Here is an 18,082-nt window from a genome sequence, read left to right on the forward strand (position 1 = left end):
GAGAGCCTGCATGTCGAACCAGAGCCGCAAGCTGGAACAGGCCGCGCGCGCCGCATGGCTGGCCCATGTCGCGGGCAAGACGCAGGATGAAATCGCCGGGCTGATGGGCATTTCGCGCCAGACCGCACAGCGTTTGGTGGCGCAGGCGGCGGCCGACGGGCTGATCAAGATCCGCATCGACCACCCCTTTGCCGATTGCATGCAGCTTGCCGCCGATCTGCAGGCGCGCTGGGGTCTGCAATTCTGCGACATCGCCCCCGCCGACGCCCCCGAGGCAGGCGTCGCCCATCACACCGCCGCCACCATGGAGCGTTGGCTGCGCCGCGAGGCACCGCTGACGCTGGCCATCGGCACGGGGCGGACGCTGCGCGCCTCGGTCGGGCAATTGCCGCATATCGACTGCCCGCAGCACCGCATCGTGTCGCTGACCGGCAATATCGCCACCGACGGTTCAACTGCGTATTACAACGTGCTGTTTTCCATGTCGGATATCGTCACGGCGCGCAGCTATCCGCTGCCCTTGACCGTCATCGCGCCCACGGTTCAGGAATGTCGCGCGATGATGCAGCAACCGGGCATCCAGCGCGTGATCGAGATGTCGGCGCAGGCCGAGGTCGCCTTTGTCGGCATCGGCACGATGAACGACCGCGCCGCGCTGATGCTGGACGGGTTTCTGACCCAGCCCGACCTGCAGGCGATGATCGCGGCGGGCGCGGTCGGTGAAATCACCGGCTGGGCCTATGACGCGCAGGGGCAGTTGATCTCGGGGCTGTCGAATGACCGCGTGGCCTCGGCCCCGATCCCGCCGCGCGAAACCACGCTGGTCATCGGCACGGCGCATGGCGCGGAAAAGGTGCCCGCCCTGCGCGGTGCGCTGGAGGGCGGGCTGATCGGCGGGCTGATTACCGACGCGGCAACCGGCGCGGCGCTGCTGTAGCCTAGCCCCGGCTGGCCGGGTAAAGCGCGCGGAAGCGGGCATGGCTTTCGGCAAAGGCTGGCACCAGCGCGGCATCGGGCAGGATCTCCTGCGCAATGCGCGGCATGGTGCAGATCTCGGCCGCAGATGCGCCGGTCGCGGCCATCATGCCCAGCCGCGCCGCGCCGAAGGCCGCGCCGTAATCGCCGCCCTCGGGCAGCAACACCGGCAGGTTCAGCGTGGTGGCGATCAGCCGCAGCCAGTAATCCGACCGCGCCCCGCCGCCCAAGGCCAGCAGCCCGTCCAGATCGGCCCCAGCCGCGCGCAGGGCGGTCAGGTTGTCGGCCAGGGCAAAGGTCACGCCCTCCAGCACGGCGCGGGTCAGCGCGGCACGGTCGGTGGTGGGCGTCAGCCCGGCCAGCAGCCCCTTGGCCAGCGCGTCGTTATGCGGCGTGCGTTCGCCCGACAGGTAGGGCAGGAACATCGCCGTGCCGGGGGCCTGCAACGCGCCAAGGCCCGCCGTCAGGTCGGCAGGCTTTGCCTGCAGAACGCCCGCAAGCCACTCCATCGCCGCCGAGGCCGACAGGATCACCCCCATCTGGTGCCATGTCTGGGGCAGCGCGTGGCAGAAGGCGTGAACCGCCGTTTCCGGCGCGGGCAGGAAGCGGTCCGAAGCGGCAAACACCACGCCCGAGGTGCCAAGGCTGACAAAGCCCTGCCCCGGCGCGACCGTCCCCGCGCCGATGGCGGTCGCGGCATTGTCGCCCGCGCCGCCCGCGACAACCGCCTGCCCCATGCCCCAACGCGCCGCCAGTTCGGCCCGCAGCCTGCCCGACGGCGCCGAGCCTTCGACCAGCGCGGGCATCTGGTCGCGCCTCATGCCGCCCGCCGCCAGCGCGGCGTCGGACCAGTCGCGGGCCGCCACGTCCAGCCAGCTTGTCCCCGAGGCATCCGACATCTCGCTGACACGCTCGCCGGTCAGCCACAGGCGCAGATAGTCCTTGGGCAGCAGGACCGTGGCCACGCGGCTGAACAGATCGGGCTCATGCCGTGCCATCCAGACCAGTTTCGGCGCGGTGAAGCCCGGAAACACGATATTGCCCGAGATGCGGCGCAGATCGGGCATGGCGTCCAGCTCGGCGGCCTCGGCATGGCTGCGGGTGTCGTTCCACAGGATCGCGGGGCGCAGCACAGCCCCGCTTGCATCCAGCGCGACCGCGCCGTGCATCTGGCCGGACAGGCCGATGCCCTGCACCGCCGCGAGGTCATGGGCGCGGGCCAGCGCGGCCAGCGCGGTCTCGGTCGCGCGGATCCAGTCTGCCGGGTCCTGTTCCGACCAGTTGGGGTGCGGGCGCTGCACCGTCAGCCCCGCCGTTTCCGACCCCAGCACGCGCTGGCTGTCGTCGATCAGCGTGACTTTCACGCCCGAAGTGCCAAGGTCGATGCCCAGATACATGGCCTAGTCCTTTGTCATGTTTAGAATTTCATCGCGCTGCTGCTGCATGCGCAAAAACACCGCCCAATCGCGCGCCCGCCGCGCCCGGCCCTGCGCATCGGGCAGGGTCACGACCGCCGGACGCGCAAACCTGTCCCGCGCGGCGCGCACGCCACCGGCCAGCGGCGCGGCCGCGGCAATCGCCGTGCCGCGCAGCACCGCATCCTCGGGCTGCCAATGAATTTCGGCGCCGGTCGCATCGGCGTAAAGCTGGCGCAGCAGCGCCGTGCGCGCCTGCCCGCCCGCCATGGCCAGCCGCGTGGGGGCCAGCCCCATATGGTCGATGACCTGACGCGTCCCCAGCGCGATCCCCACGGCCGAGCGCCAGTACAGCGCATCCATCGCATCCTGCCCGCGATCCAGCGACTGGCCATGGATGACACCGCGCATCAGCGGATCGGCAAAGGGCGCGCGGTTGCCCTTGAAATCGGGCAGGATCTGCAGACCCGCGCCCGGTTCCACAGTCATCGCCGCGATGCGCTGGGTGATCTGGTCATGGCTTTGCGGCTGCGGATATTGCAGGCGCACCCATTCCAGCAGCGCGCCAGTGGCGGATTGCCCGCCTTCGGTCACGGCTTCGTCGGGCAGGATCGCGCCGGGATAGGGCCCCCACAAGGCAGGCGCGACCGGCAGATCCCGTGCCATGACGCAGTTCGATGTCCCGGCGATCAGCGCGGGCATGTCTGGTGCGGCCCCCAGCGCGCCCGCAAAGGCGTCGATCAGCCCGGCGGCGACAATGCAGTCGCGGGTCAGCCCCAGTTCAGCCGCGCCCTGCGCCGAAAGCGGGCCGATGGCCGCGCCGGTGGGCAGGACGGGTTCGGAATGCGGGAAATCGGCAATGTCCAGTTCGGCCAGCAGATCCGAGGCCCAGCCACCCTGATCGGGCAGCCATGGCCATTTCGCCGCCGCCGCGCAATGCGCACGCGACGCGATGCCGGTGGCGCGAAAGGCCAGATGGTCGCCCAGATCGCGGATGCCGCGCAGACTGGCCCAGACATCCGGGCGGTGACGCTTCAGCCAGATCAGCTTGGGCGTCTGCATCTCGGGCGAGACGGCCCCGCCCGCGCGCGCCACCACCTGATGCGGGATGGCGGACAGGGCCGCGGCCTCGGCCACGGCGCGGTGGTCGTGCCATGCGATCACATCGGGCGCAAAGCCGGGGGCATCGACGACCAGCGAACAGGTGGCATCGAAGGCCAGCGCGCGGATCGCCTCGGGCGGGGCACCGGCCATGGCGCGGGCTTCGGCCAGCGCATCGGCCGTGGCCTGCCAGATTTCCGCGAATGCGAACCCCGCCTGCCCGCCCCCCATGGTCAGCGTGGCAAAGCCGCGACTGGTCCGGGCGACAAGCTGCCCGTCCAGAGTGAACACACCCGCACGCGCGCGGGCGGACCCCACATCAACCGCAGCGATCAGCAAGACGTCTCCCCCTCAGGCCAGTTCGGCCAAAGTCTTGGGCAAAACGCCGGCATGTTCAATCAGCGCGTCGGGATTAAGCGCCGCCAGGCGCTGCGCCAGCCCCGCAGGTGCGGCATGACTGCCACCCAGAAAGCCCACGACGCGCATTCCGGCGGCCTTGGCGGCAAGGATGCCCGCCGGGCTGTCCTCGATCACCACGCAATCGGCGGGGGCGATGCCCAGCCGTTCGGCGGCCAGCAGGAACAGGTCGGGCGCGGGCTTGCCATTCTGCACCATGGTCGCGGAATAGACATGCGCGCCGAAAAACGGCGCCAGCCCGGTCATGCCCAGCGAAAGCGCCAGCCGCTCGGGCGTCGAGGAGGAGGCGACCGCCCTTGGTCCAGTCAGCTGCGCCAGCACCTCGGCCATGCCGGGGATCGGGCGCAGGTCTTCCTGAAAGCGGCGGGCTAGGCTCTCGGCATAACCGGGCATGGCGGGGGCAAGGTCGATGGCCAGATCGCGCGCCGCGGCCTCGACGACATAGCGGACCGAACGGCCCAGATATGCGTCATAGACCAGCGCCTCATCGACCGGGGCCCCAAGCCCCTGCATCATGCGGGCCAGTTCGGCGGCGGCCAAGGGTTCGCTGTCCACCAGCACCCCGTCGCAGTCGAAAATCAGCCCGCGTGACACTGATTTACCCCTTCAGATAGGTGGTCAGCGTGGCCGCCGTGCCATCGCGCCACAGCATCGCCAGCCACCCCGCAAAGGGTTCGGCGAAACGCGGATCGCTGCCGGTCGCGCCATAGATGTCGGCCATGCCCAGCCATTGCGAGGCATCGTCCCTGGCCGCGTTCGCCACCTTGGTCAGCCGGTCCCAGTTCGGATCGTTCGGCTCGATGACCGCGCCGCTGTCGGTGACGCCCGCGCAATAACGACACCACAGCGCCGATTCCAGCGCCAGACCATCGACCGACAGCCCCTGCGCCAGCCGATCGTTGATCGTCGGCACGATGAATTTCGGCTGCCGGTTCGAACCGTCAAGGCACAGCCGCCGGATCGTGTCGCCAATCTTGGGATTGGCGCAACGCTCGGCCACCTTGGCGTAATAGGCGTTCAGATCGGTGCCGGGCACGGGCGGGACGGCGGGGATGATCTCCTCGGCCTCCAGCTTGTCCAGAAAGGCGCGGACCAGCGGATTTTCCATGCCCTCATGTACGAAATGAATGTCCATCAGCCCCGAGGGATAGGCGATGACCGCGTGCCCGCCGTTCAGGATGCGGATCTTCATCAGCTCCCACGGGGTGACATCGGCGACGAATTCGACGCCGACTTCTTCCAAAGCGGGACGGCCTTGCGGGAAATTGTCCTCGAGCACCCATTGGATGAAATCCTCGGCAAAGACCGGGCAATCATCGGCAATGCCGAAATCGTCGCGGATCATCGCGCGCTCGCGGTCGCTGGTCGCGGGCGTGATGCGATCGACCATGCCGTTCGGGAAGGCCACATTGGCGGCGATCCAACCGGCCAGTTCGGGATCGGACAAACGGGCGGTTTCCACCACCGCCTCGCGCGTGACCACGCCGTTATGCGGGATGTTGTCGCAGCACATGACGGTGAAGGCAGGCACGCCCGCCGCACGCCGCGCCTTCAGCCCCGCGACCAGCATCCCGAACACGGTTTTCGGCGCATCGGGGGTCGCGCCATCGGCGGCAATCGCCGGATGGGCCGGGTCGAAATGGCCGGTATTGGCGTCGATGAAATAGCCGCCCTCGGTGATGGTCAGGCTGGCGATCTTCGTGGCCGGATCGGCCAGTTGCCCGACGATCGCGCCCGCATCGGCGGCGGGCAGATAGTCGATCATCGCGCCGATGACGCGGGCCTGCGACGCATCGGCCGACTGTTCGACGACGGTATACAGATTGTCCTGCCCCGCCAGCGCGTCGCGCATCTTCGCGTCCGAGGGCATCACACCCGCGCCGATGATCGCGAAATCATGGCCTTTGCCGGTGTTCATCAGCCGGTCCAGATAGACCGCCTGATGCGCGCGGTGAAAGTTGCCAAGGCCGAAATGCACGATGCCGCCGGTCAGCGCCTGCCGGTCATAGGCGGGCTTTGCGGCATCGATGTCGGAAAGATTGGCGTCGTTCAATCGAATGGTCATCTTAGTTCATCCAGTTTCCGCCATCGACGTTATACGTCTGGGCGACGATGTATTCGGCATCATCCGAGGCAAGGAACACCGCCATGCCGGTCAGATCCTCGGCAGTGCCCATGCGGCCATAGGGCACGGCGGCCCCGACCTCGGCCTTTTTCTGGCCACGGGGTTTGTTCTCATAGGCGGCGAATTTCGCGTCCACGCCGTCCCAATGTTCGCCATCCACCACGCCCGGCGCGATGGCATTGACGTTGATCCCGTGCGAGATCAGGTTCAGCCCCGCCGATTGGGTCAGGCTGATGACAGCGGCCTTGGTGGCGCAATAGACGCCGACCAGCGCCTCGCCCCGGCGGCCCGCCTGACTGGCCATGTTGATGATGCGGCCCTTGCGGCTGGTGTCGATCATATGGCGCGCGACGGCCTGCATCGTGAACAGCGCCCCGCCCACATTGATCGCAAACAGCGTATCATAGCTTTGGCGGGTGATTTCGGTGATCGGGGCCAGATCGAACAGCGCGGCATTATTGATAAGGATGTCGATGCCGCCCATCAGACGCACCGCCTCGGCCACGCCCGCGTCGATGCTGTCCTGTTTCGTCACGTCCATGACGATGGCATGGGCGCCGATCTGGGCCGCGGTCGCGCGCACGGCCTCTTCGTTGATATCGGCAATCGCCACCGTCGCGCCCTCGGCGATGTAGCGTTCGGCGAAGGCGCGCCCGATGCCGCGCGCAGCCCCTGTGATGATTGCCGTCTTGCCTTGCAGCCTCATATGGCTAGTCCTTTGTCGTCAAAGCGATAGATGCGCCCGTCCTGCGGCGTCAGATAGATGCGGTCGCCGTGATCGGCGGGGAATTCCCCCGCGCCGCGCGCGATGACATGCGTGCCGTCATCCAGATCGACATGCAGGAACGTGTCCGAGCCCAGATGCTCGGCGACGCCGACCGTGCCCGCCAGCAGGCCCTCGGTCCGCGACATCTGGAAATGTTCGGGACGCACGCCGATGGCATGGGCCCCCATCGAGGCCGCGACCTGCCCCTCGATGAAATTCATGTTGGGGCTGCCGATAAAGCCCGCGACAAAGCGGTTGGCGGGCTTGCGGTAAAGCTCCAGCGGGCTGCCGACCTGTTCGACCAGACCGGCGCGCAGCACGACGATCTTGTCGGCCATGGTCATCGCCTCGACCTGATCGTGGGTCACATAGACCATGGTGGTCGCCAGCTTCTTGTGCAGCTCGCTGATTTCCACCCGCATGTTCACGCGCAAGGCGGCATCAAGGTTCGACAGCGGCTCGTCGAACAGAAACGCGCTGGGTTCGCGCACGATGGCGCGGCCGATGGCCACACGCTGACGCTGGCCGCCCGAAAGCTGGCCGGGGCGGCGCTCCAGATAATCGGTCAGGTTCAGGATCCCCGCCGCATGACCCACGCGGCGGTCCTGTTCGGCCGCGTCCATCCCGGCCATCTTCAGCGGGAATGCGATATTCTTCCTGACCGACATATGCGGATAAAGCGCATAGCTTTGAAACACCATCGCCAGCTTGCGCCGCGCCGGGGCGGCCTGCGTCATGTCCTGCCCGTCGATGATGACCTGCCCCGAGGTCACATCCTCCAGCCCGGCGATCAGCCGCAGCAGCGTGGATTTGCCGCAGCCCGAGGGGCCGACGAAGACGACGAATTCGCCTTCCTTGATTTCCAGATCGACGCCCGGAATGACCTCGACATCGCCGAAGACCTTGCGGACCTGTTTGAGTGTAATGCTGCCCATGTTTCCCCCCTTATTTCACAGCGCCGAAGGTCAGGCCGCGGACCAGTTGCTTTTGGCTGAACCAGCCAAGGATCAGGATCGGGGCAATGGCCATGGTGCTTGCCGCCGACAGTTTTGCGTAAAACAGCCCTTCGGGCGATGAATAGCTGGCGATGAAGGTCGTCAGCGGCGCCGCCTGCGTCGTGGTCAGGTTCAGCGTCCAGAACGCCTCATTCCACGCCAGAATGACGTTCAGAAGCAGGGTCGAGGCGATGCCCGGCACCGCCATCGGCGTCAGCACATAGACGATTTCCTTGGACAGGCTGGCCCCGTCCATCCGCGACGCCTCAAGGATCTCGGCCGGGATTTCGCGGAAATAGGTATACAGCATCCAGACGATGATCGGCAGGTTGATCAGCATCAGCACGAAGGTGATGCCAAAGCGGCTGTCCAGCAGACCCGCATTGTTGAACATCACATACATCGGGATCAGCACGCCCGCCGCCGGCATCATCTTGGTGGACAGCATCCACATCAGCAGATCCTTGGTCCGCTTGCCGGGCTGGAACGCCATCGACCATGCCGCAGGCACGGCGATCAGCAGCCCCAGCAGCGTCGAGCCGATCGAGATGATGACCGAGTTCATGAAGTGCCGGAAATAGGGCGACCGCGCCTGCACCTCGGAGTAATTCGCCGTCGTCCAGTCGAAGAACAGGAATTTCGGCGGCGAGGCGATGGCGTCGGCCTCGGTCTTGAAGCTGGTCAGGATCATCCACAGGATCGGGAAGAAGATCGCCAGCGCGACCAGCCATGCCAGCACGGTGAAGGTGATGCGGCGGGTTTGGGTGACTTTGCGGGCCATGGGATCACTCCAGCGTCTTGCCGATCATCCGCATCAGGAAGATCGCAACGATATTGGCCAGGATGACGGCGACGATGCCGCCTGCGGATGCGCCGCCCACGTCGAATTGCAGCAGAGCCTGCGAATAGACCAGATAGGTCAGGTTCGTGGACTGATAGCCGGGACCGCCATTGGTGGTCACAAGGATTTCGGCAAAGACCGACAGCAGGAAGATCGTCTCGATCAGGATGACGACGGTGATGGCGCGCGACAGGTGCGGCACGATCAGATGGGTGAACTTGGCCCATGCGCTGGCGCCGTCCATCTCGGCGGCTTCCATCTGCTCGCTGTCCAGCGATTGCAGGGCGGTCAGCAGGATCAGCGTGGCGAAAGGCAGCCATTGCCAGGACACGATGCCGATGATCGACAGCAGCGGATATTGCGCCAGAAAGTCGATGGGCTGCGCGCCGACCGCCTTGGCGATCCATGCGAACAGACCATTGACCGGGTTCAGGAACATGTTCTTCCACACCAGCGCCGAAACCGTGGGCATGATGAAGAAGGGCGCAATCACCAGAATGCGCACGATGCCCTGGCCGAACATCGGCTGATCCAGCAGCATGGCCAGCAGGATACCGCCGCCGACCGTGATGATCAGCACGCCGCCGACCAGCATCAGCGTATTGGCCATGGCCTGCCAGAAGGCCGGGTCGGACAGGAAATACTTGTAATTGGTGAAGCCGATGAACTGCTCCATCCCCGGCGACAGCAGGTTATAGCTTTGGAAGCTGAACCACAGCGTCATGCCAAGCGGAACGATCATCCAGCCCAGCAGCAGCAGGACCGAGGGCGCGACCATGAAGCGCGCAAGGGTTTTCTGGTGTCTTGTGGCCATCGGGCCGCGCCTCCCTACGCGGGTCGCGATCAGGTAAGATATTTGCGACAAGGGGCGGCCATGCGCCCCTTGTCATGAACAAGGCCAAACAATCGGGACCGGATTACTTGGGATAACCGGCCTTGGCCATTTCGCGTTCCGAGATCTGCTGCGCCATCTGCAGCGCCCGCTCGACCGTCGCCTGCCCGGCCAACGCGGCCGAGAATTGCTGGCCGACCGCCGTGCCAAGCGCCTGGAACTCGGGGATGCCGACCCATTGCGTGCCGATATAGGGCACCTGCACCGTGGTCGGGTTCTTCAGATCCGCGGACATGATGCTGTCCAGCGTGGGCTTCGCGAAAGGCGCGGCCTGCTGATATTCCGGGTTTTCATAAAGCGAGGTGCGGGTGCCCGGCGGCACGTTGGCCCAGCCTTCGGCCTTGGCGACTTCTTCGGTATAGGCCTTCGAGGTCGCCCATGCGACGAACTTCTTGGCCGCTTCCGGCTGGTCGCTGCTGGAGGGGATGGCAAGCGTCCATGCCCACAGCCACATGGCGGGCTTTTCGCCCTGCGGGGCCAACGCGTAGCCGACCTTGTCGGCAACCGTCGATTCCTCGGGGTTGGACACGAAGCTGGCCGCGACCGTCGCATCCATCCACATGCCGCATTTGCCGGTCTGGAACAGCGCGAGGTTTTCGTTGAACCCGTTCGAGGACGCGCCGGGCGGGCCTGCCTCGGTCATGATGGTGACGTAATCGGTCAGCGCCTTCTTCCACGCTTCGGACCCGAATTGCGGCTTCCAGTCCATGTCGAACCACGGCGCGCCATAGCTGGCCGCCATCGAGGTCAGGAAGGCCATGTTTTCGCCCCAGCCCGCCTTGCCGCGCAGGCAGATGCCATAGATCTCGTTCTGCTTGTCGGTCATCTTGCGGGCCGCGTCGAAGACGAAGTCCCAGGTCGGACGCTCGGGCATGGTCAGCCCGGCCTTTTCCATCAGATCCTTGCGATACATCAGCATCGCCGATTCGCCATAGAACGGCGCGGCATACAGCTTGCCATCCAGCGACAGGCCGTCGCGGATCGGCGGCAGGATGTCATCGGCGTCGTAATCGGCGCCCATGTCTTCCAGCGGCGTCAGCCAGCCCTGTTTCGCCCAGATCGGCACTTCGTAGTTGCCGACGGTCACGATGTCATACTGACCGCCCTTGGTCGCGATATCCGTGGTGACGCGCTGACGCAGCACGTTTTCTTCCAACGTGACCCATTCCAGCTGGATGTCGGGATTGGCGTCGGTAAAGGGCTTGGTCATCTTCTGCATGCGGATCATGTCACCGTTGTTCACGGTGGCGATGGTCAGCGTCTCGGCCATGGCGGGCGCGGCAAGCGCCGTCAGGGCACAGGCCCCCATCAGGCCGCGCAGCTTCATGTTCATCTTGGTCGTCCTCCCTAACGGATCAGCATTTGCCAATGCGGTGGGCAAATGCTCACACATCACGCGGTTTCTGTCAAGAGTATGACGTGGTGGGGGATCCGGGGATTGACAGGTCGTCCATTCCAAAAGCCGGCAGCCCCGGCGTTCGGGAAATGCACCTTTGGGAAATGCGCCGCGCAGGTCGTGCCGCGCGGCGCGGGAAAAGGCGATCAGGCGGTCTTGGCGCGCTGCGCCATCGTTGCCTCGGCCCACCATGCCAGTTCGTCCAGCATGGCGGTCAGGGCGGGCTTCAGATTGGCCTCGATCTCTGCCATCTCACCATCCGCACCCAAGGGAGAGACCTTGAAGAAATCGCCGCCGCCGATATGCACGGCATTGCGCAGCGGCACCATCATCAGTTCGACCGCGATGCCGCGCAGATGCTCAACGGCGCGGGCCGCCCCCACACCACCATAACCCAGCGCGGCGGCGGGTTTGCGGTTCCATTCCTTGTAGGCCTGATCCAGCGCGTTCTTCAGCGACCCGCTGACCGAGTGGTTATATTCCGCCGTCACGAAGATATAGCCGTCGAACTCGGCCAGCTTTTCCTGCCATTGCACGGCGCGCGGATCCTGCGAGGGCATCCACAGGTTCGACGCGGCCTCATTGAACAGCGGCAGGTCGTAATCGCGCAGATCGACCAGTTCAAAGGTCATGTCGTCGCGGGTCCGGGCGTTTTCCAGCAACCATGCTGCGGGCTTGTCGGCAAAGCGCGTGTCGCGGGTCGAGCCGATGATGATGGCAATATTCGGTTTGGTCATTGCGATGGTCCTTGATCCTGTGCCGCAATGCGGCGGGAACTTCCACCGGCAGGCTGGACCTTCGGACCCGTGCGGGCCAGACGTTCATTTCAGAAAGCGGCGTTCGGTTTTGGGAAACGTGTAGTGTCGGGAAACGGGGCAGATCGCTCTGCCCCGTCCGGTTTTATGCCAGCCATGCCTGCGCCCGCGTCACATCCTCGGACGACAGTTCATGCCCCGCGGGCAAGGTCTGGCTTTCAAGATCGGCCCCGCCCTGCCGCAGCGCGTTTTCCAGCGCGGGGGCCATGCGGCCGAACATGTCCCTTGCGCCGTTCAGCATCAGCACGCGGTGGCCCGACAGCGCCCCCTCGGGCAGCGGCGGCGGTTCTTCCAGCACCTGAATGCCGCGCAACAGCACGGCGCGGCTGATCGCCTGCGGGTAAAGCTGCAGGATCGCGCCGATCAGGTTCGCGCCGTTGGAATAGCCCAGAACGCCAAGCCGCGTCCGGTCCAGACCATAGGCCTGCACGGCATCGTCGATGAAGGCCACGAAGGCCTCGGCCTCGGCCCGGATATCGGCCTGATCGTATGTCACCGCATCGAAGCGGCGGAACCAGCGGTTGATCCCTTCTTCCGAGGACCGGCCCCTGCCCCCCAGCAGCGTCGCATTCGGCGCGATGCGGCTGGCCAGCGGCATCAGGTCGTATTCATTGCCGCCCGTGCCGTGCAGCAGGATCAGACTGCTGCGATCCGGTTTCTGCGGCTGGTGAAAGCGGTGAATGAAATGCAGTTCGCGCATCGGTGTCCTTTCCTCGCCCGGCAGGGCGAATTGTGGCAGCATCACGCGCAGATCCTCGGCGCGGGAATTTTCCATGGGCGGCACGAACAGCGTGCCGCCAAGATCCGTGGGGCTTTCGTCCAGCGTGAAGCCGGGCGCATCGGTGGCATATTCCAGCAGCGTGCCTGCCGGTTCGCGGACATAGAGCGACAGGAAATAGTTCCGGTCATGCACATTCGTCGCATCGGTGTCTTTCAGCGCCAGCCGCATGGCCCGCAGCGCATCAGCATCCGCCGCGCGGAAGGCGACGTGATCCAGGGTGCCGGTGCCCGGAATGCCCGGAAAGAACCCCGAGGCATCGCGGATATCCACCACATCGCGATCCGACACCATGCGCCCGCCCTGTTCGCGATAACCGAAGCGGGCGATGAAATCCCGCGTCTGCGCAGGCTGTTCCGAAAAGATCGTGACACCCCGCAGCCGGGTCGGCGCGATGGGATCGGGCAGCGGCGCGCTGGCGGGCAGATCGATCCCCACCAGCTTGACGATCACCCCATCGGGATCCTTCAGGCGCAGCAGGGTTTCGCCATGTTCCCGCAGCGGTCCCTCGACGGGAATGCGGGCGGTGATGGCACGGGTCAGCCATTCGCCGATGCTGGCAGGCGGCACGGCCAGCGCGATTTCCGCGACCTGACCATGGCCCACACGCCCCGGCGCGCCGTCTTCCCAGACCAGAAAACTGATCAGCGAACCGGGCGCGCCAAGCGCATCGCCGTAAAACAGATGCAACTGTTCGGCATCCTCGAACCCGCCCGTGCGCTTGACCAGCCGCAGGCCCAGAAAGCCTGCATAGAAATCGACATTGGCCTGCACCCGGCGGGTGATGCCGGTGACGTGATGGATGCCGGTGGGCATGATAAGACCTCCGTTAGCTTTCTTCGCGCTCAAGCACGCGCTGCACCGCCGGATCGGCGGCCATGCGGTCGTGCAGAGCCAGAACATTCGGCCATTTGGCCAGACCCTCGGGCAGCATCTTCGCCGCCCAACGCAACATCGGGAACGCATAGGCGTCCATGACCGAGCGTTTGCCAAGCACCCAGTCCTTGCCGTCCAGCTGCGCCTCCAGCAGCGTCAGACGCTTGCGCACCAGCTTGCGCCCGGCCTCTTGCACCGCCTCGCGGCCCTCGGTCTGCGTGGTGTAACGCTGGGGCATGAAGATCGGATAAAAGCTGGGATGCAGATCGCCGGTAAAGAAACCGGACCAGCGGTCAAGCTCGGCTGCGGCGCGCGGGCCGGTGCCGCCCGCCAGATCCGCCTCGGGGTGTTGGGCGGCCAGATAATGCAGGATCGCGCCTGCCTGCGTCAGCACCCAGCCGTCATCCTCGATCAGCGCCGGGACCATGCCCGAAGGGTTGACCGCCAGCAGCTCGGCCGAGCCGAATTCGACCGGCTGCGCCTCATAGGGCGCGCCGATCCATTCCAGCACGATATGCGGCGCAAGCGAGCAGGCGCCGGTGTGATAAAGCAGCTTGGTCATGGAATCCTCCGGGTTGTTCGATACCCGGAAGATAGCGCGGTCCGGCGTTTGCCCAAGGCGAAAATGCCCAAACGCGGCGTTCTGCCAGACCGAACGTCAGCCGCGATGCGCGCCCGCAGCCAGATCGGCGACAAAGCCCAGCACCTCGGGGACCGGGCGGCCTTCGCCGATCAGCTTGACGATGGCCGAGCCGACCACCGCGCCATCCGCGACCCCGGCAATGGCCTCGGCCGCCTCGGGGGTGGAAATGCCGAAGCCCACGACGACGGGCAGATTCGCCGCGGCCCGGATGCGCGCCACCTCGGGGGCGACATCGGCGGCATTCGCGGCCAGCCCGCCGGTGATCCCGGTGACCGAGACGTAATAGACAAAGCCCGAGGTGTTGCGCACCACGGCAGGCAAGCGGCGGTCATCGGTCGTGGGCGTCGCCAGCCGGATGAAGTTCAGCCCCGCCGCCTGCGCGGGCAGGCACAGTTCGGCGTCTTCCTCGGGCGGCAGATCGACGACGATCAGCCCGTCGATCCCCGCAGCCACCGCCTCGGACAGGAAGGCATCCACGCCGCGGGCATAGATCGGGTTGTAATATCCCATCAGCACGATCGGCGTCGCCGTGTCGGTTTCACGGAAGGCCCGCACCATGTCGAAGACCCGCGCGATACTGCCGCCCGCCGCCAGCGCACGCTGGCCCGCCGCCTGAATCGTCGCCCCGTCCGCCATGGGATCGGTAAAGGGCATCCCAAGCTCGATGATGTCCACGCCCGCACCGGGCAGGCCGCGCATGATCTGCAGCGAGGTGTCGAAATCCGGATCGCACCCCATCATATAGGCGACGAAGGCCTTGCCCTTGGTGTCGGCCAGCCGCGCGAAGGTGTCGTCAATTCTGCTCATGCGCCCCAGATCCCCTTGATAACCGCCAAGCCCTATCCCGGCTTTGGGTCAAAGATCAACGCCCGCCACTGGACTTGGACGCGTGGCCCCCATAAAAGGCGCGAAAATCCGGACAAAGGGGTGCATCATGGGCTTTCGTATGGGGATCGTCGGTCTGCCGAATGTGGGCAAATCGACGCTGTTCAACGCGCTGACGAAAACCGCCGCCGCGCAGGCCGCGAACTTCCCCTTTTGCACCATCGAGCCGAATGTCGGCGAGGTCGCCGTGCCCGATCCGCGTCTGGACAATCTGGCCGCGATCGCCGGCAGCAAGCAGATCATCCCGACCCGCATCACCTTCGTCGACATCGCCGGTCTGGTAAAGGGCGCCAGCAAGGGCGAGGGTCTGGGCAACCAGTTCCTTGCCAATATCCGCGAGGTGGACGCCATCGCCCATGTCCTGCGCTGCTTTGAAGACGGCGACGTGACCCATGTCGAAGGCCGCGTCGATCCCATCGCGGATGCCGACACCATCGAGACCGAGCTGATGATCGCCGATCTGGAATCGGTCGAAAAGCGGCTGGCCAATATCGCCCGCAAGCTGAAGGGCGGCGACAAGGACGCCGTGGCGCAGGAAAAGCTGCTGAAAGCCGCGCAGGCCGCGCTGTCGGACGGCAAGCCCGCCCGCACCGTGCAGGTCGCCGATGACGAACGCAAGGCATGGGACATGCTGCAACTGCTGACGGCCAAGCCCGTGCTGTTCGTCTGCAATGTCGAGGAAGACAAGGCCTCGACCGGCAACAGCCAATCCGACCGCGTGGCCGAAATGGCGCGGGCACAGGGCGCGGGCAATGTGGTGATCTCGGCCAAGATCGAAGAGGAAATCAGCCAGCTTCCCGCCGACGAGGCCCAGATGTTTCTGGATGAGATGGGTCTGTCCGAGGCCGGTCTGGATCGCCTGATCCGCGCGGGCTATGGCCTTCTGGGGCTGGAGACCTATTTCACCGTGGGCCCGAAAGAGGCCCGCGCCTGGACCATCCACAAGGGCACGCTGGCGCCGCAGGCCGCAGGCGTGATCCACGGCGATTTCGAACGCGGCTTCATCCGCGCCGAGACCGTCGCCTATGACGATTACGTCACCTATAAGGGCGAATCCGGCGCGCGCGAGGCCGGCAAGTTCCGCGTCGAGGGCAAGTCCTATACCGTCAAGGACGGCGACGTGCTGCATTTCCTGTTCAACGCCTGACACGAAAAAGCCCCCGGCGACGGGGGCTTTTTTGTTGGGTGGTGATGGCTGGCGCACCATCCTTCATCCAACGACATTGCACCTCAGGATGTCGCGGAAAGATCGGCTGCGGTGTCGGCTGCCGCTCTCAGATAGGCCCGCGACAAAAGACGGCCTTCCCGATGCAGGCGGCGCAGGAACGCGGGATCCGAAACCGGTCTGGAAAAGCCCGCCCGGGCCACCCCGGCCAAGGCGGATAGCAGCGTGAATGCCGCGCGTTCGGGATCATGGAACGTTGCATCGGACGCATGTTTCAGCGCCTGCGTCACCGCCGTTTCCAGCCTTTTGAACACATCGGGCGGCAGTCTGACCTGATCAATCGCCCCGGCAATGCGGTAAAGCGCCGTCGTCACCTCTGGACGTGCCAGCTTTACCGAGAAATAGGCATCGGCAAGCCCATCGGCCAGATCGGCAAGCGGTCGGGGCGCGCGGTCACGGCTGACCTTCTCGATCACCTCGGCCATTTCAACGAAATGCTGCAGCAGGATGGTGAACAGCAGTGCCTGCTTGTTCGGGAAATATTGATACAGCGTGCCGACCGACACCCCGGCCCGCTCGGCGACCCGGGTCGTTGTCAGACGGGCCAGCCCCTCGGTCAGCAAAACCTGAACCACCGCCTCATGGATTGCCTCGACCGTCGCGCCGGATCGCGACTGGACTGGGGTTTTTCTGGGCTTCAGATGACCCGGCACGGGGGGAACGGCGCTCTCCAAGGATGCGAATACCTTTCTGAAGGAGTGTTCAGGTATAGTCGGGACATCACAATCCGATCAAGCGGGTCCACAGGCGCGGCGGCCCGCCAACCCCTCAGCCAGCAAAGAGCATTCAGATGATCCATGACAGAAAAACGTCCGGCGGAAACGGCGTCAGCCGCAGATTGTTTCTGGCCTCGGCCACCGCCGCCGCATCTGCATCGCTGCTGCCGGGCACGGTCCCGCAGGCACAGGCGCGGGCAGCCCCCCGCGTCCTGGCCTTCAGCGATCATGAACCTTTGGGGGGAATGCGAACCCGGTTTCTGAAAGAGGTGGTCTTTCCCGCCATCGAGCGGGAATCGAACGGACGCCTGAAAATTCAGGACCATTGGGACGGGGACATCGCCGCAGCTTATGATGCGCTTGGCGCTGTCCGCTCGGGCACCACGGATATCGGCACGGTCGTGCCGGAATACACCGCCAAGGACCTGCCGCTGCACCAGATCTTCAAAAGCTTCGTCACAGGCCCGGTCGGCGGGCGGCAGATCGAGTTCTTCAACCGCGTCTATGCCGAAGCTGAGGCGTTCCCGGCCGAGTTGGATCGGAACAACATCGTACAGATCTATTTCGGCACCGGATATCCCGTGGCGTTCTTCCGCAATGCGCCCATGACCGGGCTGAACGATTTGAAGGGCGGCAAATGGCGCTCTGCCAGCTTCTGGCATCTGGATTTCCTGAAAAATGCCGGGGCCACCCCTGTCACCATGCGCTGGGGGCCGGAAATTCCACAGGCTTTGAAGGCAGGGCAACTGGACGGGCTGATGGTGAATGTCGACAGCGGCTATCTGCTGAAGGTCCATAAGACCGCGCCGCATGTTCTGGTGTCCAAGGATCTGTGGCTGGGCCATGTCTATATTCTGGCGATGAACAAGGATGTCTGGAACAGCCTTGCGCCCGAGGATAAAGCGGCCATCGGCCACGCCGCCGCGCAGTCCTATGCGACGCTGGGCGCCGAGATGGACCGAAGCTTCGACACGCAGTTGCAGGATCTGGCTAACGCCGGGGCGACGGTCCGGGTGCTCAGCAATCAGGAGGTCACGCAGTTCCAGACCGCCACGATGTACAAGGATGTGCAAGCGGCTTGGGCAGAGGCCCAGCAGCGCGAGGGCGTCGCGAATGCCGGCCCCGTAATGGCGCAGGTCACGGCGATTATGGATAACATGATGGGATAGGATGCGGGTCGGAGTGGTCGCGAAAGGCTGCCCCAAGACCTGCCGCTCTGCC

The 18,082-nt window shown here is 65.3% G+C and carries 17 protein-coding genes; 3 read left to right on the forward strand and 14 right to left on the reverse strand.

Features of this window, described 5'->3' with window-relative positions:
* The first annotated feature begins 10 nt into the window (after window positions 1-10).
* Window positions 11-937, forward strand: coding sequence for a sugar-binding transcriptional regulator (locus GL284_RS15250; RefSeq protein ID WP_155045507.1), 927 nt, complete (start codon window positions 11-13; stop codon window positions 935-937).
* Window position 938: 1 nt separating this feature from the next.
* Here GL284_RS15250 and xylB read toward each other — a convergent pair whose 3' ends face one another.
* From xylB to trpA, 13 genes are all read right to left on the reverse strand, one after another.
* Complete coding sequence (gene xylB, locus GL284_RS15255) at window positions 939-2,372, reverse strand: xylulokinase (RefSeq protein WP_155045508.1); 1,434 nt, start codon at window positions 2,370-2,372, stop codon at window positions 939-941.
* A gap of 3 nt (window positions 2,373-2,375) precedes the next feature.
* Window positions 2,376-3,830 (reverse strand): FGGY-family carbohydrate kinase, encoded by a 1,455-nt coding sequence (locus tag GL284_RS15260; protein WP_155045509.1) that lies wholly within the window; start codon window positions 3,828-3,830, stop codon window positions 2,376-2,378.
* A gap of 12 nt (window positions 3,831-3,842) precedes the next feature.
* On the reverse strand, window positions 3,843-4,502 hold the full coding sequence (locus GL284_RS15265; RefSeq protein ID WP_341870433.1) for an HAD family hydrolase: 660 nt from the start codon (window positions 4,500-4,502) through the stop codon (window positions 3,843-3,845).
* Between the two features lie 4 nt (window positions 4,503-4,506).
* On the reverse strand, window positions 4,507-5,973 hold the full coding sequence (locus GL284_RS15270) for a mannitol dehydrogenase family protein (protein WP_155045510.1): 1,467 nt from the start codon (window positions 5,971-5,973) through the stop codon (window positions 4,507-4,509).
* 1 nt (window position 5,974) lies between these two features.
* A complete protein-coding gene (locus tag GL284_RS15275; RefSeq protein ID WP_155045511.1) occupies window positions 5,975-6,739 on the reverse strand; it encodes an L-iditol 2-dehydrogenase in 765 nt (254 codons plus the stop codon).
* A complete protein-coding gene (locus GL284_RS15280) occupies window positions 6,736-7,734 on the reverse strand; it encodes an ABC transporter ATP-binding protein (RefSeq protein ID WP_155045512.1) in 999 nt (332 codons plus the stop codon). Before GL284_RS15280 ends, GL284_RS15275 begins: the two co-directional genes overlap by 4 nt.
* A gap of 10 nt (window positions 7,735-7,744) precedes the next feature.
* Entirely contained in the window at window positions 7,745-8,575 is an 831-nt protein-coding gene (locus GL284_RS15285; RefSeq protein ID WP_155045513.1) for a carbohydrate ABC transporter permease, read from the reverse strand.
* A gap of 4 nt (window positions 8,576-8,579) precedes the next feature.
* Window positions 8,580-9,449, reverse strand: coding sequence for a carbohydrate ABC transporter permease (locus GL284_RS15290; protein ID WP_155045514.1), 870 nt, complete (start codon window positions 9,447-9,449; stop codon window positions 8,580-8,582).
* Window positions 9,450-9,552: 103 nt separating this feature from the next.
* A complete protein-coding gene (locus GL284_RS15295) occupies window positions 9,553-10,860 on the reverse strand; it encodes an ABC transporter substrate-binding protein (protein ID WP_155045515.1) in 1,308 nt (435 codons plus the stop codon).
* Between the two features lie 209 nt (window positions 10,861-11,069).
* On the reverse strand, window positions 11,070-11,660 hold the full coding sequence (locus GL284_RS15300) for an NADPH-dependent FMN reductase (protein ID WP_155045516.1): 591 nt from the start codon (window positions 11,658-11,660) through the stop codon (window positions 11,070-11,072).
* A gap of 163 nt (window positions 11,661-11,823) precedes the next feature.
* Window positions 11,824-13,332: a VOC family protein gene (locus GL284_RS15305; RefSeq protein WP_155045517.1), complete on the reverse strand. Its 1,509-nt coding sequence runs from the start codon at window positions 13,330-13,332 to the stop codon at window positions 11,824-11,826.
* A 13-nt stretch (window positions 13,333-13,345) separates the two neighbouring features.
* Window positions 13,346-13,954: a glutathione S-transferase family protein gene (locus GL284_RS15310; RefSeq protein ID WP_155045518.1), complete on the reverse strand. Its 609-nt coding sequence runs from the start codon at window positions 13,952-13,954 to the stop codon at window positions 13,346-13,348.
* Between the two features lie 96 nt (window positions 13,955-14,050).
* Window positions 14,051-14,842: a tryptophan synthase subunit alpha gene (trpA, locus tag GL284_RS15315; protein WP_155045519.1), complete on the reverse strand. Its 792-nt coding sequence runs from the start codon at window positions 14,840-14,842 to the stop codon at window positions 14,051-14,053.
* 127 nt (window positions 14,843-14,969) lie between these two features.
* Between trpA and ychF the strand changes: the two genes are divergently transcribed.
* Window positions 14,970-16,067: a redox-regulated ATPase YchF gene (gene ychF, locus GL284_RS15320; RefSeq protein ID WP_155045520.1), complete on the forward strand. Its 1,098-nt coding sequence runs from the start codon at window positions 14,970-14,972 to the stop codon at window positions 16,065-16,067.
* An 83-nt stretch (window positions 16,068-16,150) separates the two neighbouring features.
* On the opposite strand, the gene GL284_RS15325 is transcribed toward ychF, so the two are convergent.
* Window positions 16,151-16,819 carry a TetR/AcrR family transcriptional regulator gene (locus GL284_RS15325; RefSeq protein WP_155045521.1) on the reverse strand — a complete coding sequence of 223 codons (669 nt, stop codon included), beginning with the start codon at window positions 16,817-16,819 and terminating at the stop codon, window positions 16,151-16,153.
* Between the two features lie 116 nt (window positions 16,820-16,935).
* Here GL284_RS15325 and dctP point away from each other — a divergent pair, with 116 nt between their 5' ends.
* The gene (dctP, locus tag GL284_RS15330) at window positions 16,936-18,030 is read left to right on the forward strand and encodes a TRAP transporter substrate-binding protein DctP (RefSeq protein ID WP_155045522.1); all 1,095 of its coding nucleotides are present in this window, start codon (window positions 16,936-16,938) and stop codon (window positions 18,028-18,030) included.
* Window positions 18,031-18,082 lie beyond the last annotated feature (52 nt).

The sequence above is a fragment of the Paracoccus shanxieyensis genome (assembly GCF_009711265.1).
GTDB lineage: Bacteria > Pseudomonadota > Alphaproteobacteria > Rhodobacterales > Rhodobacteraceae > Paracoccus > Paracoccus shanxieyensis.